This window comes from Kribbella sp. VKM Ac-2566 (genome assembly GCF_004366005.1).
Taxonomy (GTDB): Bacteria; Actinomycetota; Actinomycetes; order Propionibacteriales; family Kribbellaceae; genus Kribbella; species Kribbella pratensis.
The window spans coordinates 280,375-296,807 of sequence record NZ_SODT01000016.1; the positions used below are offsets into that span (position 1 = coordinate 280,375).

Here is a 16,433-nt window from a genome sequence, read left to right on the forward strand (position 1 = left end):
ATGCAATCCCTTGTTGCCACTCGAAGTGAGTTGCTCGACCGCCGTCGGCGGGCGGTGTTCGTCGCTCAAGGCCGCGATCTACTGAAGGACAAGCGAACCGCGCTTGTCCGGGAGTTCCGGAACCGTCGGACTGAGCTGCTGGACGGACTGGAACGGCTGCGGACGCTTGCAGTCCAAGCCCGGCAGCGTCTTGACGAGGCTACCGCCGTGTGCGGCCCTGAGGCACTCGCGTCGGGCGCTCTGGTCGCCGCGACAGGGATCGGCGCGGACCTTCGATCTCGGACCGTGGCAGGGGTCCACGTGTTCGACCTGAGCCATGACCCAGTCCGCCGCAACACAGCCACGCGCGGCTGGGCGCCCTCTCTGGTCTCTGCGCACCTCGACACCGTCGCGCTGGCCTACGAAGAGCAACTCGAGTGGCTCCTGGACCTGTGCGCGGTCGAGCTCAGCGTACGACGGCTGGCCACGGAGATCGCACGGACCACCAAGCAGGTCAATGCCTTGGACAACATCGTGCTCCCGCAGCTGCACGAGGAAGCGCGCCGGATCGCGCTGACACTCGAGGAGCGCGAGCGTGAGGAGCATGCCCGGCTCAGACGGGCCCGCACCCGCAGGGAATCGCGTGACGCAGGTGGCAACGAGCCCAACCGGAGCGCCGCATGACCCGCACGAACGACAGCGAAACAACAGGCCGTACAAACCGTACAGATGGTGCGACGCCGCACGAGTTGGTGCGGGCCCTCGAGAAGTCGATCGCGGCCCGTCTGGCTGCGGCGAACCGAGCCGGCGATGAGGTGGCACTAGCTCAAGTGCAGGCGGATCGCCTCGTCGCCGAGGCCGAAGCGCAGGCGGCGGAGGTGGCGCGGCAACGGACAACCGCGATCCTGTCCGCCGCCCGCGCCGAGGCCGCCCGGGTTACGCAGGCCGGTATCCGCCGAGCCGCCGCTCTGACCGCGGTCGCGGCCCGGCGCCGTGACCAGGACGTCGCAATGGTCGTCTCTGCGGCCTTGCCTCAGCAGACATCGCACGACGAGGTGAGCCGATCATGATGGTCCCCCTAACCCAGCTCGAGATCGCCGGGCTCAGGTCGCGCCTGGACGACGCCCTGGGAGCCCTGCAAGAACTGCGGCTGGCTGAAGTCGTCACCGTCGTCGACCCGGGCGAGACCCCGCCCGACCTGGCGGAGCTCATCGCCCGGACCGACGCCATCCTCACGCTCGGCGACCGATCCGCGACCGGCACCATTCTCAGCGACACCGCCCTGCGGACCACGCTCGATCACCTCGAACCTCAGGTGGCGAAGCTGCTGGCCGAAGACGAGGAACTACGTGGCGAGGCCGAGGCGCTGCCCCGGTCCATCGCAGCCCTTGATGCGTTGCAGCCGCTCGTGCCTGAACTGGGTCGGCTGAACGACCGGCAGCTGGCGAACCTGGGGCTTGCCAGTATGGCGCTGGTCCTCGACGACCCGGACTTGCGAATTGTCCCGGAGCTGACTCGGCAACTGGCCGAGTTGCTGGGCCGTGGGCACTTGATGGTCACCTCCACGACGGCTCCCGGCAGTCCTGTCGGATGCCTGTTGGTTCTTCGTCGCCGCGATCTGCCCAAGGTCGACGCTCTGCTCGGTACGGAGCGCATCGTCGAGGTAGGTGTTCCCGCCGCCTACGCCGGCAAGTCGCTGCGCGCAACGGTCGAGGCGATGCGCGAGAGGCTCGCTGTGTTGCCTCGTGAACGCAACCGAGTCCGGGTCGAGCTGGTTGCCACCGTCATGCCCGCCACGGGGCCACTACGCGCCACCATCGCTGTGCTGCGGGCCCGAGTCGAACGAGCTGTCGCGGCCGCGCAGGCGGATGTGTCCTCACGTACCTTCGTCCTCAGACTGTGGGTTCCCGCGAAGCAGACCGCACGTGTCGAGGAAGTACTGGCCGATCGGCTCGGCTCAGCCGTGGCCGTCGAGCGCCTCGACACCAGTGAATCGGTGGGAGACCAGCCGGTACTGCTGCGGAACCGGCCCGGTTGGGAACCGTTCCAGCAGCTGGTCGGGCTGTTGTCCTGGCCGGCGCGCGGCGACCTGGACCCGACGGGTCTGACGGCGCTGGTTCTGCCGATCTTCTTCGGCGTCATGGTCGGCGACGTCGTCTACGGCGCGCTGCTGCTGGCCGCTGGGTGGTGGCTCAGATTGCATTGGTCCAAGAGGACCCTCGGTGAGGTCGGCCGCGTGATGGTTCTGGGCGGCGCCTGGACGGTCTTGTTCGGTGTTCTGTACGGCGAGGCACTCGGCAGCCTGGGCCATCGCGTTGGCATGCCGGCACTGTGGTTCTACCGAGGGGGCCCGACCGCCCTGGAACCGTTGCTGCTGTTCGCCTTGGCCATCGGTCTCGTCCACGTCGTCTTGGGATTGGTGCTGGGTGTCTGGACGGCCGCGCGGGGGCACCACCGCCGGCCGTTGGCCTCCAAGCTGGGAACACTTCTGGTGCTGGCCGGGCTGTTCGGGATGGCCGGTGTAGCCGCCGCGGGATTCCCCGCCGAGGTGTTGACCCCTGCGGTTGCCGCGCTGGTCGTCGGTGTCGTCGTGGCCTGCGTGTCCCAGGGCGCGCTCGGGTTGCTGCTCGGCCCGCTTGATCTGCTCGGTGCCCTCGGCAACGTCTTGTCCTACCTGCGATTGGCAGCGGTCGGTCTCGCTTCGACGTACCTGGCCGAGGTTGCCAACCAGCTGGGTGCCCGAGGGCCGCTGCTGCTCGGACTGCTCGTCGCCACGCTGTTCCACGCGCTGAATCTAGCCCTGGCGGCCTTCAGCCCGACGATCCAGGCGCTTCGTCTGCACTACGTGGAGTTCTTCGGGCAGTTCTACGAGGGCGGCGGCCGGCTCTTCGCCCCGCTCGGTGGCGGTTCCGTTGCCGAGGGCCCCGAGTCCGGGAGCGTTCCTGTGTCGTCCGCGTCCGCCGTCAACTCACCCGAGCCGGTCCCGGCTGGGTCATCTGTCTGAAAGGACAAACATCATGGAACTCGGACTCATCGCCCTCGCTGCCGGCCTCGCCGTCGGGCTTGCCGCACTGGCCACCGGCTATGCCCAGGCACGCATCGGGGCCGCTGCGATGGGCGCGGTAGCTGAGAAGCCCGAACTGACCGGCCGCGCGATCCTGCTGGTGGCCATTCCGGAGACATTGGTCATCCTCGGTTTCGCGGTCTCCGCAATGATTATCTTGCTGCTCGGCGGCAAATGATGGCGCTGCGCGATCTGCTCACCGCACTGGAGGAAGAAGGAGCCGCCGAGCACGAGAAGGCTCAGCAGGACAGGCGCCGGCAAGCAGCTCAGCTTCTCGCCGAGGCGCACGAGCGAGGCGCGAAGATCCATGCCGACGTCGTGACAGCAGCCGAAGCCGCAGCCCGGCAGGAGGCGGAGACTCTGTTGGTCACCGCGCGGTTCAATGCCCGTCGGGCGGTCCGGACTGTTCGCGACGACGCCTTGGAAGAGGTCCTCAGCCAGGCACGCGAGCGACTGCTCGCCGTACCCGGCAGCCCGGAAGGCCCGGCGATGGCGGCCGCCAGTCTGGAGGAAGCTGTCGCGGCGCTGCCGCAGGCTACGACAGTTCACGTTCATCCGGCCGACGCTGTGACGCTGGGGCCCGAATCCACGGTCCAGATCGTCGCCGACCTCGAACACGGCGGCGCCATCGCCGAGGACGACCAAGGCCACTACATCGACAACACCTACCTCACCCGGCTGGCGAACATCTGGCCGGAGACCCGCGCCGAACTGAGCGGCTCCTGGAACCAGGACTCATGACGCCCCGCCCCGACTTCATCACCGGCAACACTCGCCTGCGGGCCCGGCTGCCCGCACTGCTCGGCCCCGTCGACTACGACCAGCTCGCCGGTGTCTCCGGCGGCGCGGTCGCCGAACGGCTCGCCGCCTCGTCGGCCTACCGCGCCTACCTGAACCGCGACCAAGGAGACGACCGGCAGTTGCTCGATTCGGTCGGGCGCCGACTGCGAGACCTGCTGCGCGGAGTGCGGGGACTGTACGGCGGCATTGCCGGTGCCGCGGTCGGGGTGCTCCTGGCCCGGCACGACCTGCAAGACGCACTTGCGCTGCTACGGGGCGCACGCACCGGGCAGCCCGCTGCCGTCCGGCTCGCTGCGGTGATGGGGGTCGGTGCGATCGATCAGCGAGCCGCCGCCGACATCGCCGCAGCATCCGACGGCACAACAGCAGTCATCCGAATGGCCACCCATCGGCTCCCCGACACGCTCACCGCTCGAGCGCTCCCGGCGGCTTGGGAACGCTACGAGCTGACCGGCGATTCGGACGAGTTCGAGACCACCATCGCGGCAGCCGCGATCGACGGTTGGACCGACAGGCTGGAATGGATCGGTCGCGCCGCCCGCCCAGTCCTCGAGCTTATCCAGGCCGAATGCGACCGGGCCAACCTGCTTGCCGTCCTGCGCGACCCAGCACTCCAGACACCGCGTCTTCTGCCCGCCGGGCTGGTCCCCGAGCCGGCGCTGCTGGCCGCGCGGCGCGGCGATCCGCAGCCCGCGATCGCCACCTACCCCAACTGGCGGCAGCCCCTCGAACGACACCTCCACAACAAGGACCTCCCTGCGCTCGAATGGGATCTGGACGTGCAGCTCTGGCGACAGGCGGTGCGCGGCCTGCGCCGCGGCGACCCCCTGGGCGCCACCGTGCCGGTCGGCTACGTCCTGGCCGCCGAATGCGAAGCGCGCACGATCCGGCTCCTGCTCGCCGGCACGGCCCAGGCTCACGACGTCCGAGACCTGCTCGTTCCATGAACACGACACCGCCCGGGAAGTACAAATCCATGACCGACGCACTGGTTGTCGCCACCCCTGCCACGGCCACGGGGTTTCGTCTCGGCGGCGCCCGAACCATCACCGCCGGCAACGCCGACCAGACCGTCGCCGCGGTCACCCAGGAGATCGCCGACGGCCAGGCCGCAGTCATCGCCGTCCACGGGGCACTCTGGTCGCTCGTTGCACCGTCGGTCCGCGCGACCTGGACCAAACAGACCTCCCCGCTCATCCTCACCCTGCCCGACGAGGACGGCGATGTCTCCGCGGCCAAGGACGCAGCGCTGCGTGACCTGCTGGCCCGGGCGATCGGCTACCAGATCACCTTCACCCCCAGCGGAGGCTCGGAATGACTACGACCAGACCACGCACCGAGCCGGTCGAGCCGAGGCGGCCCGGACAGGCCAGGCAGGTGACCACCGACAGCGGCAGGGTGGTCAGGATCTCCGGCCCGGTGGTCAGCGCCACCGACTTGCCCCATACGCGCTTGTTCGACGTGGTGCGGGTCGGCATCGAACAGCTCCTGGGCGAGGTCATCAAGCTCGACGGCGACCTGGTGGTGATGCAGGTCTTCGAAGACACCACCGGCCTGCAGGTCGGCGATCCGGTCGTGGCGACCGGTGAACCGCTGTACGCCGAACTCGGCCCCGGACTGCTCGGCGGCATCCTCGACGGATCCCAGCGTCCGCTGACCAACTTGAGCACGGACGGCAACCTCTACATCGCCAGAGGCGCGGACCCGCCGCGGCTGGACCGCGACCAGCGTTGGGACTTCCGGCCCGTCGTTGAGATCGGGGACCGGGTCGGACCTGGCGACCTGCTCGGATCGGTCCCGGAGGGACGCGCGATCGAGCATCGGATCCTCGTTCCGACAGGCATCACTGGGGTCGTCACCGCAGTCCGCCCTGGACCGGCCACTGTCGTTGATCCTGTCGTCGACATCGATGGGCATCCGGTGGCGATGATGCGTCGATGGCCGTTGCGCCTGGCTCGCCCGGTCGCGAACCGGCTACCGCTGACCGTGCCGCTGATCACCGGCCAGCGGGTCCTCGACCTGCTGTTTCCGGTCGCCCGGGGCGGAAGCGCGATCATTCCTGGTGGATTCGGGACCGGTAAGACCGTGCTGGAACAGGCCCTGGCCAAGTTCTCGAACGCAGACGTCGTCGTCTACGTCGGTTGCGGCGAACGCGGCAACGAACTGACCGAGGTGCTCGAAGAGTTCCCCGGACTGACCGATCCGCGCACCGGTGCCCCGCTGATGGAGTGCACCGTGCTGATCGCGAACACGTCGAACATGCCGGTCGCGGCCCGGGAAGCCAGCATCTACAGCGGGATCACGATCGCGGAGTACTACCGCGACCAGGGCTACGACGTCGCCATGATGGCGGACTCAACCAGCCGCTGGGGGGAGGCGCTGCGTGAGGTGTCGAGCCGGCTGGAGGAGATGCCCGCCGAGGACGGCTACCCCGCCTACCTGGCCACGCGACTGGCCGGCTTCTACGAACGCGCCGCCGCGGTCCAATGCCTCGGCACGCCGGAACGTACCGGGTCGGTGACGATCGTCGGCGCCGTTTCACCGGCCGGCGGTGACTTCTCCGAGCCCATCACCCAGAACAGCCTGCGGCTCGCGGGGTGCTTCTGGGCGCTCGACACCGCGCTGTCGCGGCAACGTCATTTCCCTGCGGTGAACTGGCTGCGCAGCTTCTCGCAGTACGGCCTCGATGCATGGTTCGACGAGGAGATCGGTCCGGACTGGTCGCCGCTGCGCCGGTGGGCGGCGGCAGCCCTGCAAGACGAAGGCGCTCTGCAGGAAGTGGTGTCCCTGCTCGGCGTCGAAGCCCTGGCCGCCGAACAACGCATCACCCTGCGCATCGGGCAAGCCCTGCGAGAAGACCTGCTTCAACAGTCCTCGTTCGACGACCTCGACGCGTCCTGTCCACCACAACGGCTGCTGGCGATGCTGCGCGTTGTTCACGAGGCCGGCGCCGCAATGAGGTCAGCGCTCCAGCAGGGCGTCGCCATTACCGACATCACGGCAGCGAGTGTGCTGGCCGAACTCGGCCGGATGCGCCGCTGGCCACCCGACGACATCGACGACTCCGCCATTCACCTGACCCGGCGGATCGCCGAAGAAATGAGCTCGCTGTGACCACCACCGGCGCCCGTGTCCCTTTCACCGTCGGGCACCGTACCGTGACCCGGGTTGCCGGGCCACTCATCATTGTGGACGGGATGGACGGCGTCGGGTACGGCGAACTGGTCGAGATCGAAACCGGCGACGGCCCGGTCCGGGAAGGCCAGGTCCTCGAGCTCGACCGGTCGCTGGCCGTCGTCCAGGTCTTCGGCGGAACCGCCGGCATCGGTCGCCGGGAAACCTCCGTCCTCACCCGTGGGCGCGCCGCCAGGACCGGCGTAGGCACCGACTACTTCGGCCGCGTCCTCGACGGAGCCGGCAGGCCACGTGACAACGGCCCGCAACCCGTCCCGGACGACTACCGCCACGTCAACGGACTGCCGCTCAACCCGATCACCCGCGCACACCCCGACCAGTTCATGGAGACCGGCGTCTCGGCGATCGACGGACTCACCACGCTCGTCCGAGGACAGAAACTGCCGATCTTCTCCGGCGCCGGGCTGCCCGCGAACAGCCTCGCGGCCCGGATCGCCGCGCAGGCACGCGTGCCCGGCGACGATGCCGAGGTCGTGGTCATCTTCGCCGCAATGGGCGTCACTCGCCGGGAGGCGGAGTTTTTCCGCGCGGAGTTCCTGACCGGTGGGGCTGCCGCGCGCAGCGTGCTCCTGCTGAACCTGGCCGACGATCCCACGATCGAACGGCTGCTGACACCGAGGGTCGCGCTCACCATGGCCGAATACCTGGCGTTCGAACAGCACCGGCACGTCCTGGTCGTGATGACCGACATGACGGCGTACTGCGAAGCGCTGCGCGAGATCTCCGCCGCGCGGGAGGAGATGCCGGGCCGCCGGGGGTACCCGGGCTACATGTACACAGACCTGGCCTCGCTGTACGAACGGGCCGGACGGGTCCGTGGGGGCGCCGGATCACTGACCCAACTGATGATCCTCACCATGCCCGACGACGACATCACGCATCCGATCCCGGACCTCACCGGCTACATCACCGAAGGCCAGATCGTGTTGTCGCGTGAACTCGACCGGCAAGGCATCCAGCCACCGATCGACGTACTGCCGTCACTGTCGCGCCTGATGAACGCAGGCATCGGCGTCGGCAAGACCCGAGACGATCACCGCGGCCTCGCCGACCAGCTGTACGCCTGCTATGCCCGCGGCCGTGAGGTCCGACGGCTGATGTCGATCGTCGGCGAGAGCGGACTACCCACAGAGGACCGGCGCTATCTGGCCTTCGCCGCCGCCTTCGAACGCACCTATCTCGGCCAAGGACCAGCCCGCCGTACTCTGACCGAGACCCTCGATGTGGGCTGGCAACTCCTGGCACCCTTCCCGGCAGCCGAGCTGAAACGCGTCAGCGCTGAACAACTTGCGCATTACCACCACGAGGCGTCCGTGACAGCGACCGATGCTTGATGCATGTTCCCCCACTCGTCTGGGCCCTGACGATCCTCGGGATCCCAAGGGGTCGAAGAGCTACCCTGGCGCCAACGACTGACAGCCAGCACGGTCCGCGGCGGAGAAGCTCTAGCGGTGGGCCTCACCAGCAGTCACCCGAACTCAGTGCAGCGGCTGTGTCGAAGACTGGAGCTAGTTGGTGCGCCGGCCCCTGGAAATTCGCACCAGCGACCGACACCCGAGCGTCCAGCAACCGCAGCAGCTCAGCACACAGTCATCAGAAACGACGTGTCCTCGCAACTCCTCAACTCGAAGTGTTGCGAGGACCGCGCTACACGGGACCCGCTTCGATGCGAAGCGGTCAGGCGGTGAGGCGCAGCCCGGTAGAGGTCGAGAAGAGGTGCAGCTTGTCGGGCCGCGCAGCTAGGTGCACGATGGCGCCGTTCTCGCTGTTCAGCCGGGTGCCGATCCGCGCGATGATGTGCTGGTTCAGGGTGGAGTGCTCCGCGGTGCCGTAGAGGAACGCGTCCGAGCCGAGTTCCTCGATCACGCCGACCCTGACGGGCAGCCCTTCGTCCGCGAGCTGGAAGGCCTCCGGTCGGATCCCCAGTATCAGCGTCTGGTCGTCTCCGGCCTTGGCCAGCAGGCGGCGCTCGATCGGGACGACGTAGTCGCCGATCTTCGCGCCGCCGTCGGTGATTTGGGCCTCGATGAGGTTCATCGCCGGCGATCCCATGAAGCCTGCGACGAACACATTCTTGGGCCGGTCGTAGAGTTTCAGTGGGGTGTCGACCTGCTGCAGCCGGCCATCTTTCAGGACGGCGACGCGGTCGCCCATCGTCATGGCCTCGATCTGGTCGTGGGTGACGTAGACGGTGGTGACGTCCAGCCGATGCTGCAGCTCGGCGATCTGGGTACGGGTCTGGACACGTAGCTTGGCGTCGAGGTTCGACAGCGGCTCGTCCATCAGGAAGACCTGCGGGTTACGCACGATGGCGCGGCCCATTGCGACGCGCTGGCGCTGACCGCCGGACAGGGCCTTCGGCTTGCGGTCGAGGTATTCCTCGATACCGAGCAGCTTGGCCGCCTCGGTGACGCGCTTGACCCGCTCCTCCTTGGGCAGGCTCTGCATCTTGAGGGCGAAGCCCATGTTGTCCGCCACGGTCATATGCGGGTAGAGCGCGTAGTTCTGGAACACCATCGCGATGTCCCGCTCCTTCGGCGGAAAGTTGGTGACATCGCGGTCGCCGATGTAGATCTTGCCCTCGTTGACCTCTTCAAGACCGGCGAGCATCCGCAGCGAGGTGGATTTGCCGCACCCCGACGGGCCGACGAGGACCACGAACTCGCCGTTGGCGATGTCGAGGTCCAGCCCGTCGACGGCGGGGATGTCGGAGCCCGGATACACCCGAGTGGCTCCCTTGAACGAGACGGTTGCCATGTCGCGCTTCCTTCCTTCACTGGCACCTGCGTACCTGGGGATCTGGCCGACCAAAACCTGAGCGACTGGGTCAGCCATCCCCATTGCCGCTGCTACGTGGCCGACTGGCCGCGTACGCGATCAGCGCTTCCAGGGCACAGGCCGGCCTTGATGCCCACGGCTCACGGCTGCCACGCCGGGTCTGCGCTCCCGGAATGAAGTCCGCCCCACCGGTTGTGTGCCGCCTCGGTCGTTCCCGGAGGCACGGTCGCGACTGGGCCGGGGAGAGCCGGTGCCGTCGCCGTCACCATTTGCGGTGGCTGCGATCGGTGTAAGGAGGCGGGTCCCGTGACTGATTGGGACTGCGCGATCTCGCCGCCCGTCGACCGATCCGACACGGCGTCGCCGTTCTTCGCGGCCGGTGCCGCATCGGGCACGGAGCCTGCGGTGGCGGGCTGGGGGCTCTCGGCCGGTGTCGATCGCTCTAGGAACCGGAGCAGTTCGACCGGGAAAGGTAGCACCAGCGTGGAGTTCTTCTCGGCGGCCACCTCGACCACGGTCTGCAGCAGCCGCAATTGCAGGGCGGCCGGGTGCTTGGTCATCACCTCGGCGGCCTGGCCCAGCTTCTCCGAGGCCTGGAGTTCGCCGTCCGCGGTGATGATGCGGGCCCGGCGTTCCCGTTCGGCCTCGGCCTGGCGCGACATCGACCGCTTCATCGTCTCTGGCAGGGCGACGTCCTTGATCTCGACCCTTTCGATGTGGACGCCCCAGTCCAAGGCCGGGCTGTCGATCATCAACTCCATGCCCTGGTTGAGGCGTTCCCGGTTGGACAGCAGGTCGTCCAGGTCGCTCTTGCCGATGATCGAGCGCAGCGATGTCTGCGCGACCTGGCCGATGGCCGAGATGTAGTCCTCGACGTCGACGGCCGCGCGGACCGGGTCGATCACGTTGAAGTAGACCACCGCGTCGACGCGGACTGTGACGTTGTCGCGGGTGATGCCGTCCTGGGCTGGGACCGGCATCGTGATGATCTGCATGTTGACCTTCTGCAGCCGGTCGGCGATCGGTACCAGCAAGGCGAGGCCAGGCGGCCGGATCGCGGGACGCACCCGGCCGAACCGGAACACGACGCCGCGCTCGAACTGTTTGACCACGCGGACACACATCGCCGACCCGATCAGGCCGCCAACCACCGCTGTGAGTAGCAGGTAAAGGATGATCATTGCTTCTCCGTTTGAACGTTGCCTGCGGTCTCGTCAGGAACTGTGTCGTGCGGGGGCGTATTTGGTGGCGAGGCGGGCCAGTGCGAGGGCGGCGACGAGGAGGCCGAAGTCGCGCAGGGCGACGTCGTAGAAGCCTGAGAGGGTCAGCAGGTTGATGATGATGCCCGCGAGCCAGGCTGCGACGAGTAGTGCGCCGTACCGGGGGATGAGAGCGACCGCGATGCCGGCGACGATCTCGATGACGCCGATGAGGTACATGGCGTCTTGTCCGGAGCCGGGGACGATGTCGTTGATCCAGGGGGCCAGGTAGCCGGGCCAGTCGGTGAGCAGGTTGGCGAACTTGTCCAGGCCGAACACGATCGGCGCCACGGTGAAGACGGTTCGCAGAACCAGGAAAGCCTGGTACGCCGGGTCCGACAGTGTCTCCCGGCTTGGCGTGCGGGCAGTGCGCCCCTCAGTACTCATAATCTGCTCCTTCTAGAGCGTCGATGTACTTCCATGCTTGTCTGACGGCCGCGGTCTGACACCGCCCCTGGTCGGCTGACTTGGCGCCTGTCTGGTTGCCGAAGATCGGCAACGCGCGGCCCGCCGGTACGTTGGTAGTGCCAACGGTGTCCCGGCGGTGCGTGTCAGGGACGGAACAGGATGTGTTGCCGCGTGGTTCGTGGTGTCGCCGCTGGGATCAGGGATGCGCGGCGTGGGTCAGTTCCGCGGCGAACCCCTGTCGCCATGAGCTGTAGTGCGGGGCCCAGTCGAGGGTGCGCCGGGCGAGGGCGTTGTCGGCGCCGCGCAGCTGGTTCATGAAGGCGACTCCCCAGGCGCCGGCGGTCAATCTGGCAAGGGCCACGGGTATGTGCTTCGGTGGGGGAGCCTCTAGCAGTTCGGCCAGGACAGGCAGCCATTCGCGGATCGGTGCGGGTTCGTCATCGACCACGTTCAGTGCGCCGCGCACCTGGCTGTGCAGAGCAGCGGCGATGGCCTAGGCGGCGTCGCCGACGTGGGTGAAGGAGAAGGTGCCGTCGCCGGAGCCGATGAGCGGTATCTTTCCGGCCTGTACCTGACGGACGAATGATCCGTGTCTGCCATAGATCGTGCCGTGGCCGTAGAGCTGTCCCAGGCGCAGTACAAGTCCGTCTGCCTGCCTGGTCCGCTCTTCAAGCGACCTCAAGGCGGCGAAGACCGGGGCGAACTGTCTGGGTGGATCCCGCCATAACGGCGTGACTTCAGTGGCCGGGACCCACGTGTTCGGTTCGTAGATGCAGGCCAGGCCTTGGCTGATGATGCGTTTCACGCCGGCCTGTTCGGCGGCGTACAGCAGGTTGCGCGTGCCTTCGGTGCGAAGACGGTTGGTCTGCGCCAGGTCGCGGCTCATCCGGCGCGGATTGATCCTGGCCGGGATCGCGGTGAGCAGGTGAACGACCGCGTCGGGTGCAGCATCCTTGACGACGCGGCTCAGCGCGCTGGAGTCCAGCGCATCGGCCTCGGCGACCACGGCTCCTAGCAGCTCGACCTCGACGGCGGCGCCGTACGAGCGAGCCAAACCGATCACCTCATGGCCTTCGGAGGTGAGCAGTGGCAGCAGCCGGCGACCGATGACTCCGGTTGCACCGGCCACGAACACTCGCATGGCTCCTCCTGGAACGCGTTCCTGCCAGTTGTCTACTTGGTGTTGTCATCGCCGCCGGACGTCGGGCGTGCCTTGGCTTGTCCAGCCAGGTACGTCGTTCTGGCTGACCGCGGGACCGACTCGTCCAGGTCTCTGGAGTCGGCCAGCTGCTGCAGCGTCCGCACGGCGATTGATTGTGCGTCGATTCCGAAGTGGCGGCGGAGTGCGGCGCGGGTGTCGGAGTGGCCGAATCCGTCGGTGCCCAGTGACGTCCAAGGCCTGCGGACGAACGGAGCAATCTGGTCGGGCACGGCACGCATCCAGTCCGAGACCGCGAGGACGGGACCGGCGGTGTCGGCGAGCCGCCGCGTGACATAGGGAACGCGGGGAGGCTGGTCGGGGTGGGACTGGTTCCACTCCTCTGCGGCGAGGGCGTTACGGCGTAGTTGGGTCCAGGACGTCACCGACCACACGTCGGCCTGGACGCCCCAGTCGGTGTGCAGGAGGTGTTGCGCCTCCAGCGCCCAGGGCATCGCGATGCCGGAGGCAAGGATTTGTGCCTTCGGGCCGTCGCCATCGGGGGCGGGGGAGTAGCAATGCATCCCGGCGAGTATGCCGTCGATGTCGATCTGGTCGGGTTCGGCCGGCTGCGGGACCGGTTCGTTGTAGAGGGTGAGGTAGTAGAAGACGTTCTGGTCTTCGCCTGGTCGCGGTTCGCCGTACATGCGCCGGAGTGCGTCGGCGGTGATGTGGCCCAGTTCGAAGGCGTAGGCCGCGTCGTACGCGATGCACGCGGGATTGGTGGATGCCAGTAGCAACGAATGGCCGTCCTGGTGCTGGAGGCCCTCACCGTTCAGGGTGGTTCGGCCTGCGGTGGCTCCGAGCAGGAATCCTCTGGTCATCTGGTCTGCAGCTGCCCAGAGCTGGTCGCCGGTGCGCTGGAACCCGAACATCGAGTAGAAGATGTACAGCGGGATCATCGGTTCACCGTGGGTGGCGTACGACGTACCCGCGGCCGTCCAGGACGCGGCGGAGCCGGCCTCGGTGATGCCCTCATGCAGAAGGACACCTCGGACGTCTTCCTGATAGCTCAGCATCTGCCCGCGATCGACCGAAAGGTAATGCTGTCCGTGCGGGGAGTAGATCTTCTTGGACGGAAAGAGGGAATCCAGGCCGAAGGTGCGGGCCTCGTCGGGGATGATCGGCACAAATCGGTGACCGATCTGAGGGTCTTTCATGAGGTCCTTGAGCAGCCGGACGAACGCCATCGTGGTGGCGACCTCTTGCCGGCCTGAGCCGCGTCGTGCGACTGCGTACGCGGCCTCGCCCGGCAGCGTGAGCGGTTTGCTGGTGACTCTGCGGGCGGGCAGGTACCCGCCGAGAGCGCGGCGACGCTCGTGCAGGTATTGCAGTTCCGGCGAGTCCTCCGGTGGCCGGTGGTACGGCGGTTTGACCGCGTCGAGCGCCGAGTCGGGGATATCGAGGAACAGCCGGTCGCGGAAACCCTTGAGATCGTCGAGGGTGAGTTTCTTCATCTGGTGGGTGGAGTTGCGGCCCTCGAAGTGGGAGCCCAGCGTCCATCCCTTGATGGTCTTGGCCAGGATCACCGTGGGCTGCCCGGTGTGCTCGGTGGCTGCCCGGTACGCGGCGTACAACTTGCGATAGTCGTGACCACCGCGTTTGAGGTTCCAGATCTCGTTGTCGGACAGATGCTCGACCATGGCCGCGGTGCGCGGGTCGCGACCGAAGAAGTGCTCGCGCACGAACGCGCCGGACTCCGCCTTGTAGGTCTGGAAGTCGCCGTCGGGTGTGGTGTTCATCAGGTTGAGCAGTGCGCCGTCGGTGTCGGCGGCCAGCAGCGGATCCCATTCGCGGCCCCAGATCACCTTGATGACGTTCCAGCCGGCGCCGCGGAAGTACGACTCGAGTTCCTGGATGATTTTGCCGTTGCCGCGGACGGGGCCATCGAGGCGCTGCAGGTTGCAGTTGACCACGAAGATCAGGTTGTCGAGCTCTTCACGGGCGGCCACTCCGATCGCGCCGAGAGACTCCGGTTCGTCCATCTCACCGTCGCCGAGGAATGCCCATACACGCTGCTGGCTGGTGTCCTTGAGGCCACGGTTGTGCAGGTACCGGTTGAAGCGAGCCTGGTAGATCGCGTTGAGCGGTCCGAGGCCCATGGAGACTGTGGGGAACTCCCAGAAGTCCGGCATCAGCCGGGGATGAGGGTACGACGGTAACCCGCCACCCGTATCGGCATGGGAGATCTCCTGCCGGAAGCCGTCGAGCTGGTCGCTGGTGAGTCGCCCTTCCAGGAATGCGCGGGCGTAGATTCCGGGGGAGGCGTGTCCTTGGAAGTAGATCTGGTCGCCGCCGCCGGGGGCGTCGTGGCCGCGGAAGAAGTGGTTGAAGCCGACCTCGAACAGCGCCGCTGCGGAGGCGTAGGTGGAGATGTGCCCGCCGACGCCGATGCCGGGCCGTTGCGCGCGATGGACCATGACCGCGGCGTTCCAGCGGTTGTAAGCCCGGATTCGCCGCTCGATGTGCTCGTCGCCGGGAAAGGCCGGCTCGGCATCGGGAGCGATCGTGTTGAGATAGTCGGTACTGCGCAGATTCGCGACACCGACGCGACGGTCGCGGGCTCGCTGCAGGATGCTGAGCAGCAGGTACCGCGCCCTGTTCTGCCCAGCGTGGTCGACGACCTGATCGATCGACTCCAGCCACTCCTGCGTCTCCGACGGGTCCAGGTCGAGCAGTTGGCTGTGCAAACCAAGGCTTTCCGGCAGACCTTGCGGTGTCGGTGTCATGACAGCTCCTTCAGATCCGCGAAACGATGCGGTGCGGCGATCTGGAGGATCGGCTGCTGGGCAGGCATTGGCTTGTCGGACTTGGTTCGGTGGGGGTGGACGACCGCGACCGGACAGGCGGCGTGGTGCAGCACGGCCTGGCTGACCGAGCCCAGCAGCATGCCGGTGAAGCCGCCGCGCCCGCGCGACCCGACCACGATCAGCTCGGCGCCGTCGGCCTCGTCGAGCAGCGCCTGGACCGGGTGGCTGTGGACGAGTTTGGTCTTCACGTCGATGCCGGGGATGAGTACCCGCTTGCTTTCCATCGCCTCCGCGAACAGTTGCCGGTCGACCTGCTCGACGATGTCCGCGGGGACACGCAGTGACGGGTGCTGACGGGTCGGCATCGCGGCATGTACGGCGGTGATTCCGACGCGGCGGCGTGCCGCCTCCTGGAAGGCGAAACGGATCGCCGCGGCCGAGACCTCCGACCCGTCGACGCCTATTACGACCCGGCCGGTCGGCGACGTAGGGAACGCCGTACCGTCTCGGTGCGGGTGAACGACGATCACCGGGCACGGGGCGTGCGCAGCCACGGTGGAGCTGACCGACCCCACCAGCAGGCCGCGGAAGCCGCCGAGGCCTCGACTGCCGACGACCACCAACTGCGCGTCTTGTGCCTGGCTCAGCAGCGTCGGTGCCGCGGCCGCAGCAAACAACTCGGCGGTGACCGTGATGTCGGGCGCAGCCTGGCGGGCCTGGTCCTTCGCCTCGGCGAGGATGCAACCGGCCGCAGCCCGGAGGCCGTCGTTCATATGTTCGGTCAGGTGCAGGCCGAAGGGGTCGCCGATCATCGGCCAGGTGAAGGTGTGAACGATGTGCAGCGGGCAGCTCCTGTACGCCGCCTCGGCGGCCGCCCAGGCGAGTGCGGCCTGCGCGGATACCGAGCCGTCGACACCCACCAGGACCGGCCGACGGCCGTGGTTCACTACAGCAGTTGTCTTGGTCATGTCGCCGCTCCGCTTCAGCTCTTGGTACCCCAG

16 protein-coding genes are annotated in these 16,433 nt (G+C 67.6%); 9 read left to right on the forward strand and 7 right to left on the reverse strand.

Translation table 11 applies throughout. The features are described from left to right. From EV647_RS41155 to EV647_RS41185, 7 genes are read left to right on the forward strand one after another with little or no spacing between them, the layout of a single operon-like run. Positions 1-663: a V-type ATP synthase subunit D gene (locus EV647_RS41155; RefSeq protein WP_134013032.1), complete on the forward strand. Its 663-nt coding sequence runs from the start codon at positions 1-3 to the stop codon at positions 661-663. Further along, positions 660-1,049, forward strand: coding sequence for a hypothetical protein (locus tag EV647_RS41160; protein ID WP_134013034.1), 390 nt, complete (start codon positions 660-662; stop codon positions 1,047-1,049). Before EV647_RS41155 ends, EV647_RS41160 begins: the two co-directional genes overlap by 4 nt. After that, entirely contained in the window at positions 1,046-2,983 is a 1,938-nt protein-coding gene (locus EV647_RS41165) for a V-type ATPase 116kDa subunit family protein (protein ID WP_134013036.1), read from the forward strand. The genes EV647_RS41160 and EV647_RS41165 overlap by 4 nt, the downstream gene beginning before the upstream one ends. A 13-nt stretch (positions 2,984-2,996) precedes the next feature. Then, the gene (locus EV647_RS41170) at positions 2,997-3,221 is read left to right on the forward strand and encodes an ATPase (protein WP_134013038.1); all 225 of its coding nucleotides are present in this window, start codon (positions 2,997-2,999) and stop codon (positions 3,219-3,221) included. Then, the gene (locus EV647_RS41175; protein WP_134132458.1) at positions 3,221-3,784 is read left to right on the forward strand and encodes a V-type ATP synthase subunit E; all 564 of its coding nucleotides are present in this window, start codon (positions 3,221-3,223) and stop codon (positions 3,782-3,784) included. Before EV647_RS41170 ends, EV647_RS41175 begins: the two co-directional genes overlap by 1 nt. Then, positions 3,781-4,791, forward strand: coding sequence for a V-type ATPase subunit (locus tag EV647_RS41180; RefSeq protein WP_134013042.1), 1,011 nt, complete (start codon positions 3,781-3,783; stop codon positions 4,789-4,791). Before EV647_RS41175 ends, EV647_RS41180 begins: the two co-directional genes overlap by 4 nt. Next, positions 4,788-5,162: a V-type ATP synthase subunit F gene (locus EV647_RS41185; RefSeq protein WP_166680105.1), complete on the forward strand. Its 375-nt coding sequence runs from the start codon at positions 4,788-4,790 to the stop codon at positions 5,160-5,162. Before EV647_RS41180 ends, EV647_RS41185 begins: the two co-directional genes overlap by 4 nt. On the opposite strand, the gene EV647_RS43310 is transcribed toward EV647_RS41185, so the two are convergent. Next, positions 5,137-5,322, reverse strand: a complete 186-nt coding sequence (locus EV647_RS43310) for a hypothetical protein (protein WP_238175810.1) — start codon at positions 5,320-5,322, stop codon at positions 5,137-5,139. The two genes, EV647_RS41185 and EV647_RS43310, sit on opposite strands and share 26 nt — an antisense overlap. On the opposite strand from EV647_RS43310, the gene EV647_RS41190 reads away from it, so the two are divergent. Both EV647_RS41190 and EV647_RS41195 read left to right on the forward strand, forming a co-directional pair. Further along, positions 5,264-6,958, forward strand: coding sequence for a V-type ATP synthase subunit A (locus EV647_RS41190; protein ID WP_238177654.1), 1,695 nt, complete (start codon positions 5,264-5,266; stop codon positions 6,956-6,958). The genes EV647_RS43310 and EV647_RS41190 overlap by 59 nt on opposite strands. After that, on the forward strand, positions 6,955-8,373 hold the full coding sequence (locus EV647_RS41195) for a V-type ATP synthase subunit B (RefSeq protein WP_134013048.1): 1,419 nt from the start codon (positions 6,955-6,957) through the stop codon (positions 8,371-8,373). The genes EV647_RS41190 and EV647_RS41195 overlap by 4 nt, the downstream gene beginning before the upstream one ends. A gap of 343 nt (positions 8,374-8,716) precedes the next feature. Here EV647_RS41195 and EV647_RS41200 read toward each other — a convergent pair whose 3' ends face one another. The 6 genes from EV647_RS41200 to EV647_RS41225 form a co-directional block, all read right to left on the reverse strand. Then, on the reverse strand, positions 8,717-9,796 hold the full coding sequence (locus EV647_RS41200; RefSeq protein ID WP_134013050.1) for an ABC transporter ATP-binding protein: 1,080 nt from the start codon (positions 9,794-9,796) through the stop codon (positions 8,717-8,719). Between the two features lie 161 nt (positions 9,797-9,957). After that, entirely contained in the window at positions 9,958-10,998 is a 1,041-nt protein-coding gene (locus EV647_RS41205) for a slipin family protein (RefSeq protein ID WP_166680104.1), read from the reverse strand. A 33-nt stretch (positions 10,999-11,031) separates the two neighbouring features. Continuing rightward, positions 11,032-11,463, reverse strand: a complete 432-nt coding sequence (locus EV647_RS41210; protein ID WP_130383205.1) for a DoxX family membrane protein — start codon at positions 11,461-11,463, stop codon at positions 11,032-11,034. Between the two features lie 514 nt (positions 11,464-11,977). Next, positions 11,978-12,619 carry an NAD-dependent epimerase/dehydratase family protein gene (locus EV647_RS41215; protein WP_202876497.1) on the reverse strand — a complete coding sequence of 214 codons (642 nt, stop codon included), beginning with the start codon at positions 12,617-12,619 and terminating at the stop codon, positions 11,978-11,980. Between the two features lie 38 nt (positions 12,620-12,657). Continuing rightward, positions 12,658-15,411, reverse strand: a complete 2,754-nt coding sequence (gene aceE / locus EV647_RS41220; protein ID WP_134013052.1) for a pyruvate dehydrogenase (acetyl-transferring), homodimeric type — start codon at positions 15,409-15,411, stop codon at positions 12,658-12,660. Continuing rightward, the gene (locus EV647_RS41225; RefSeq protein ID WP_166680561.1) at positions 15,408-16,400 is read right to left on the reverse strand and encodes a universal stress protein; all 993 of its coding nucleotides are present in this window, start codon (positions 16,398-16,400) and stop codon (positions 15,408-15,410) included. The genes aceE and EV647_RS41225 overlap by 4 nt, the downstream gene beginning before the upstream one ends. Positions 16,401-16,433 lie beyond the last annotated feature (33 nt).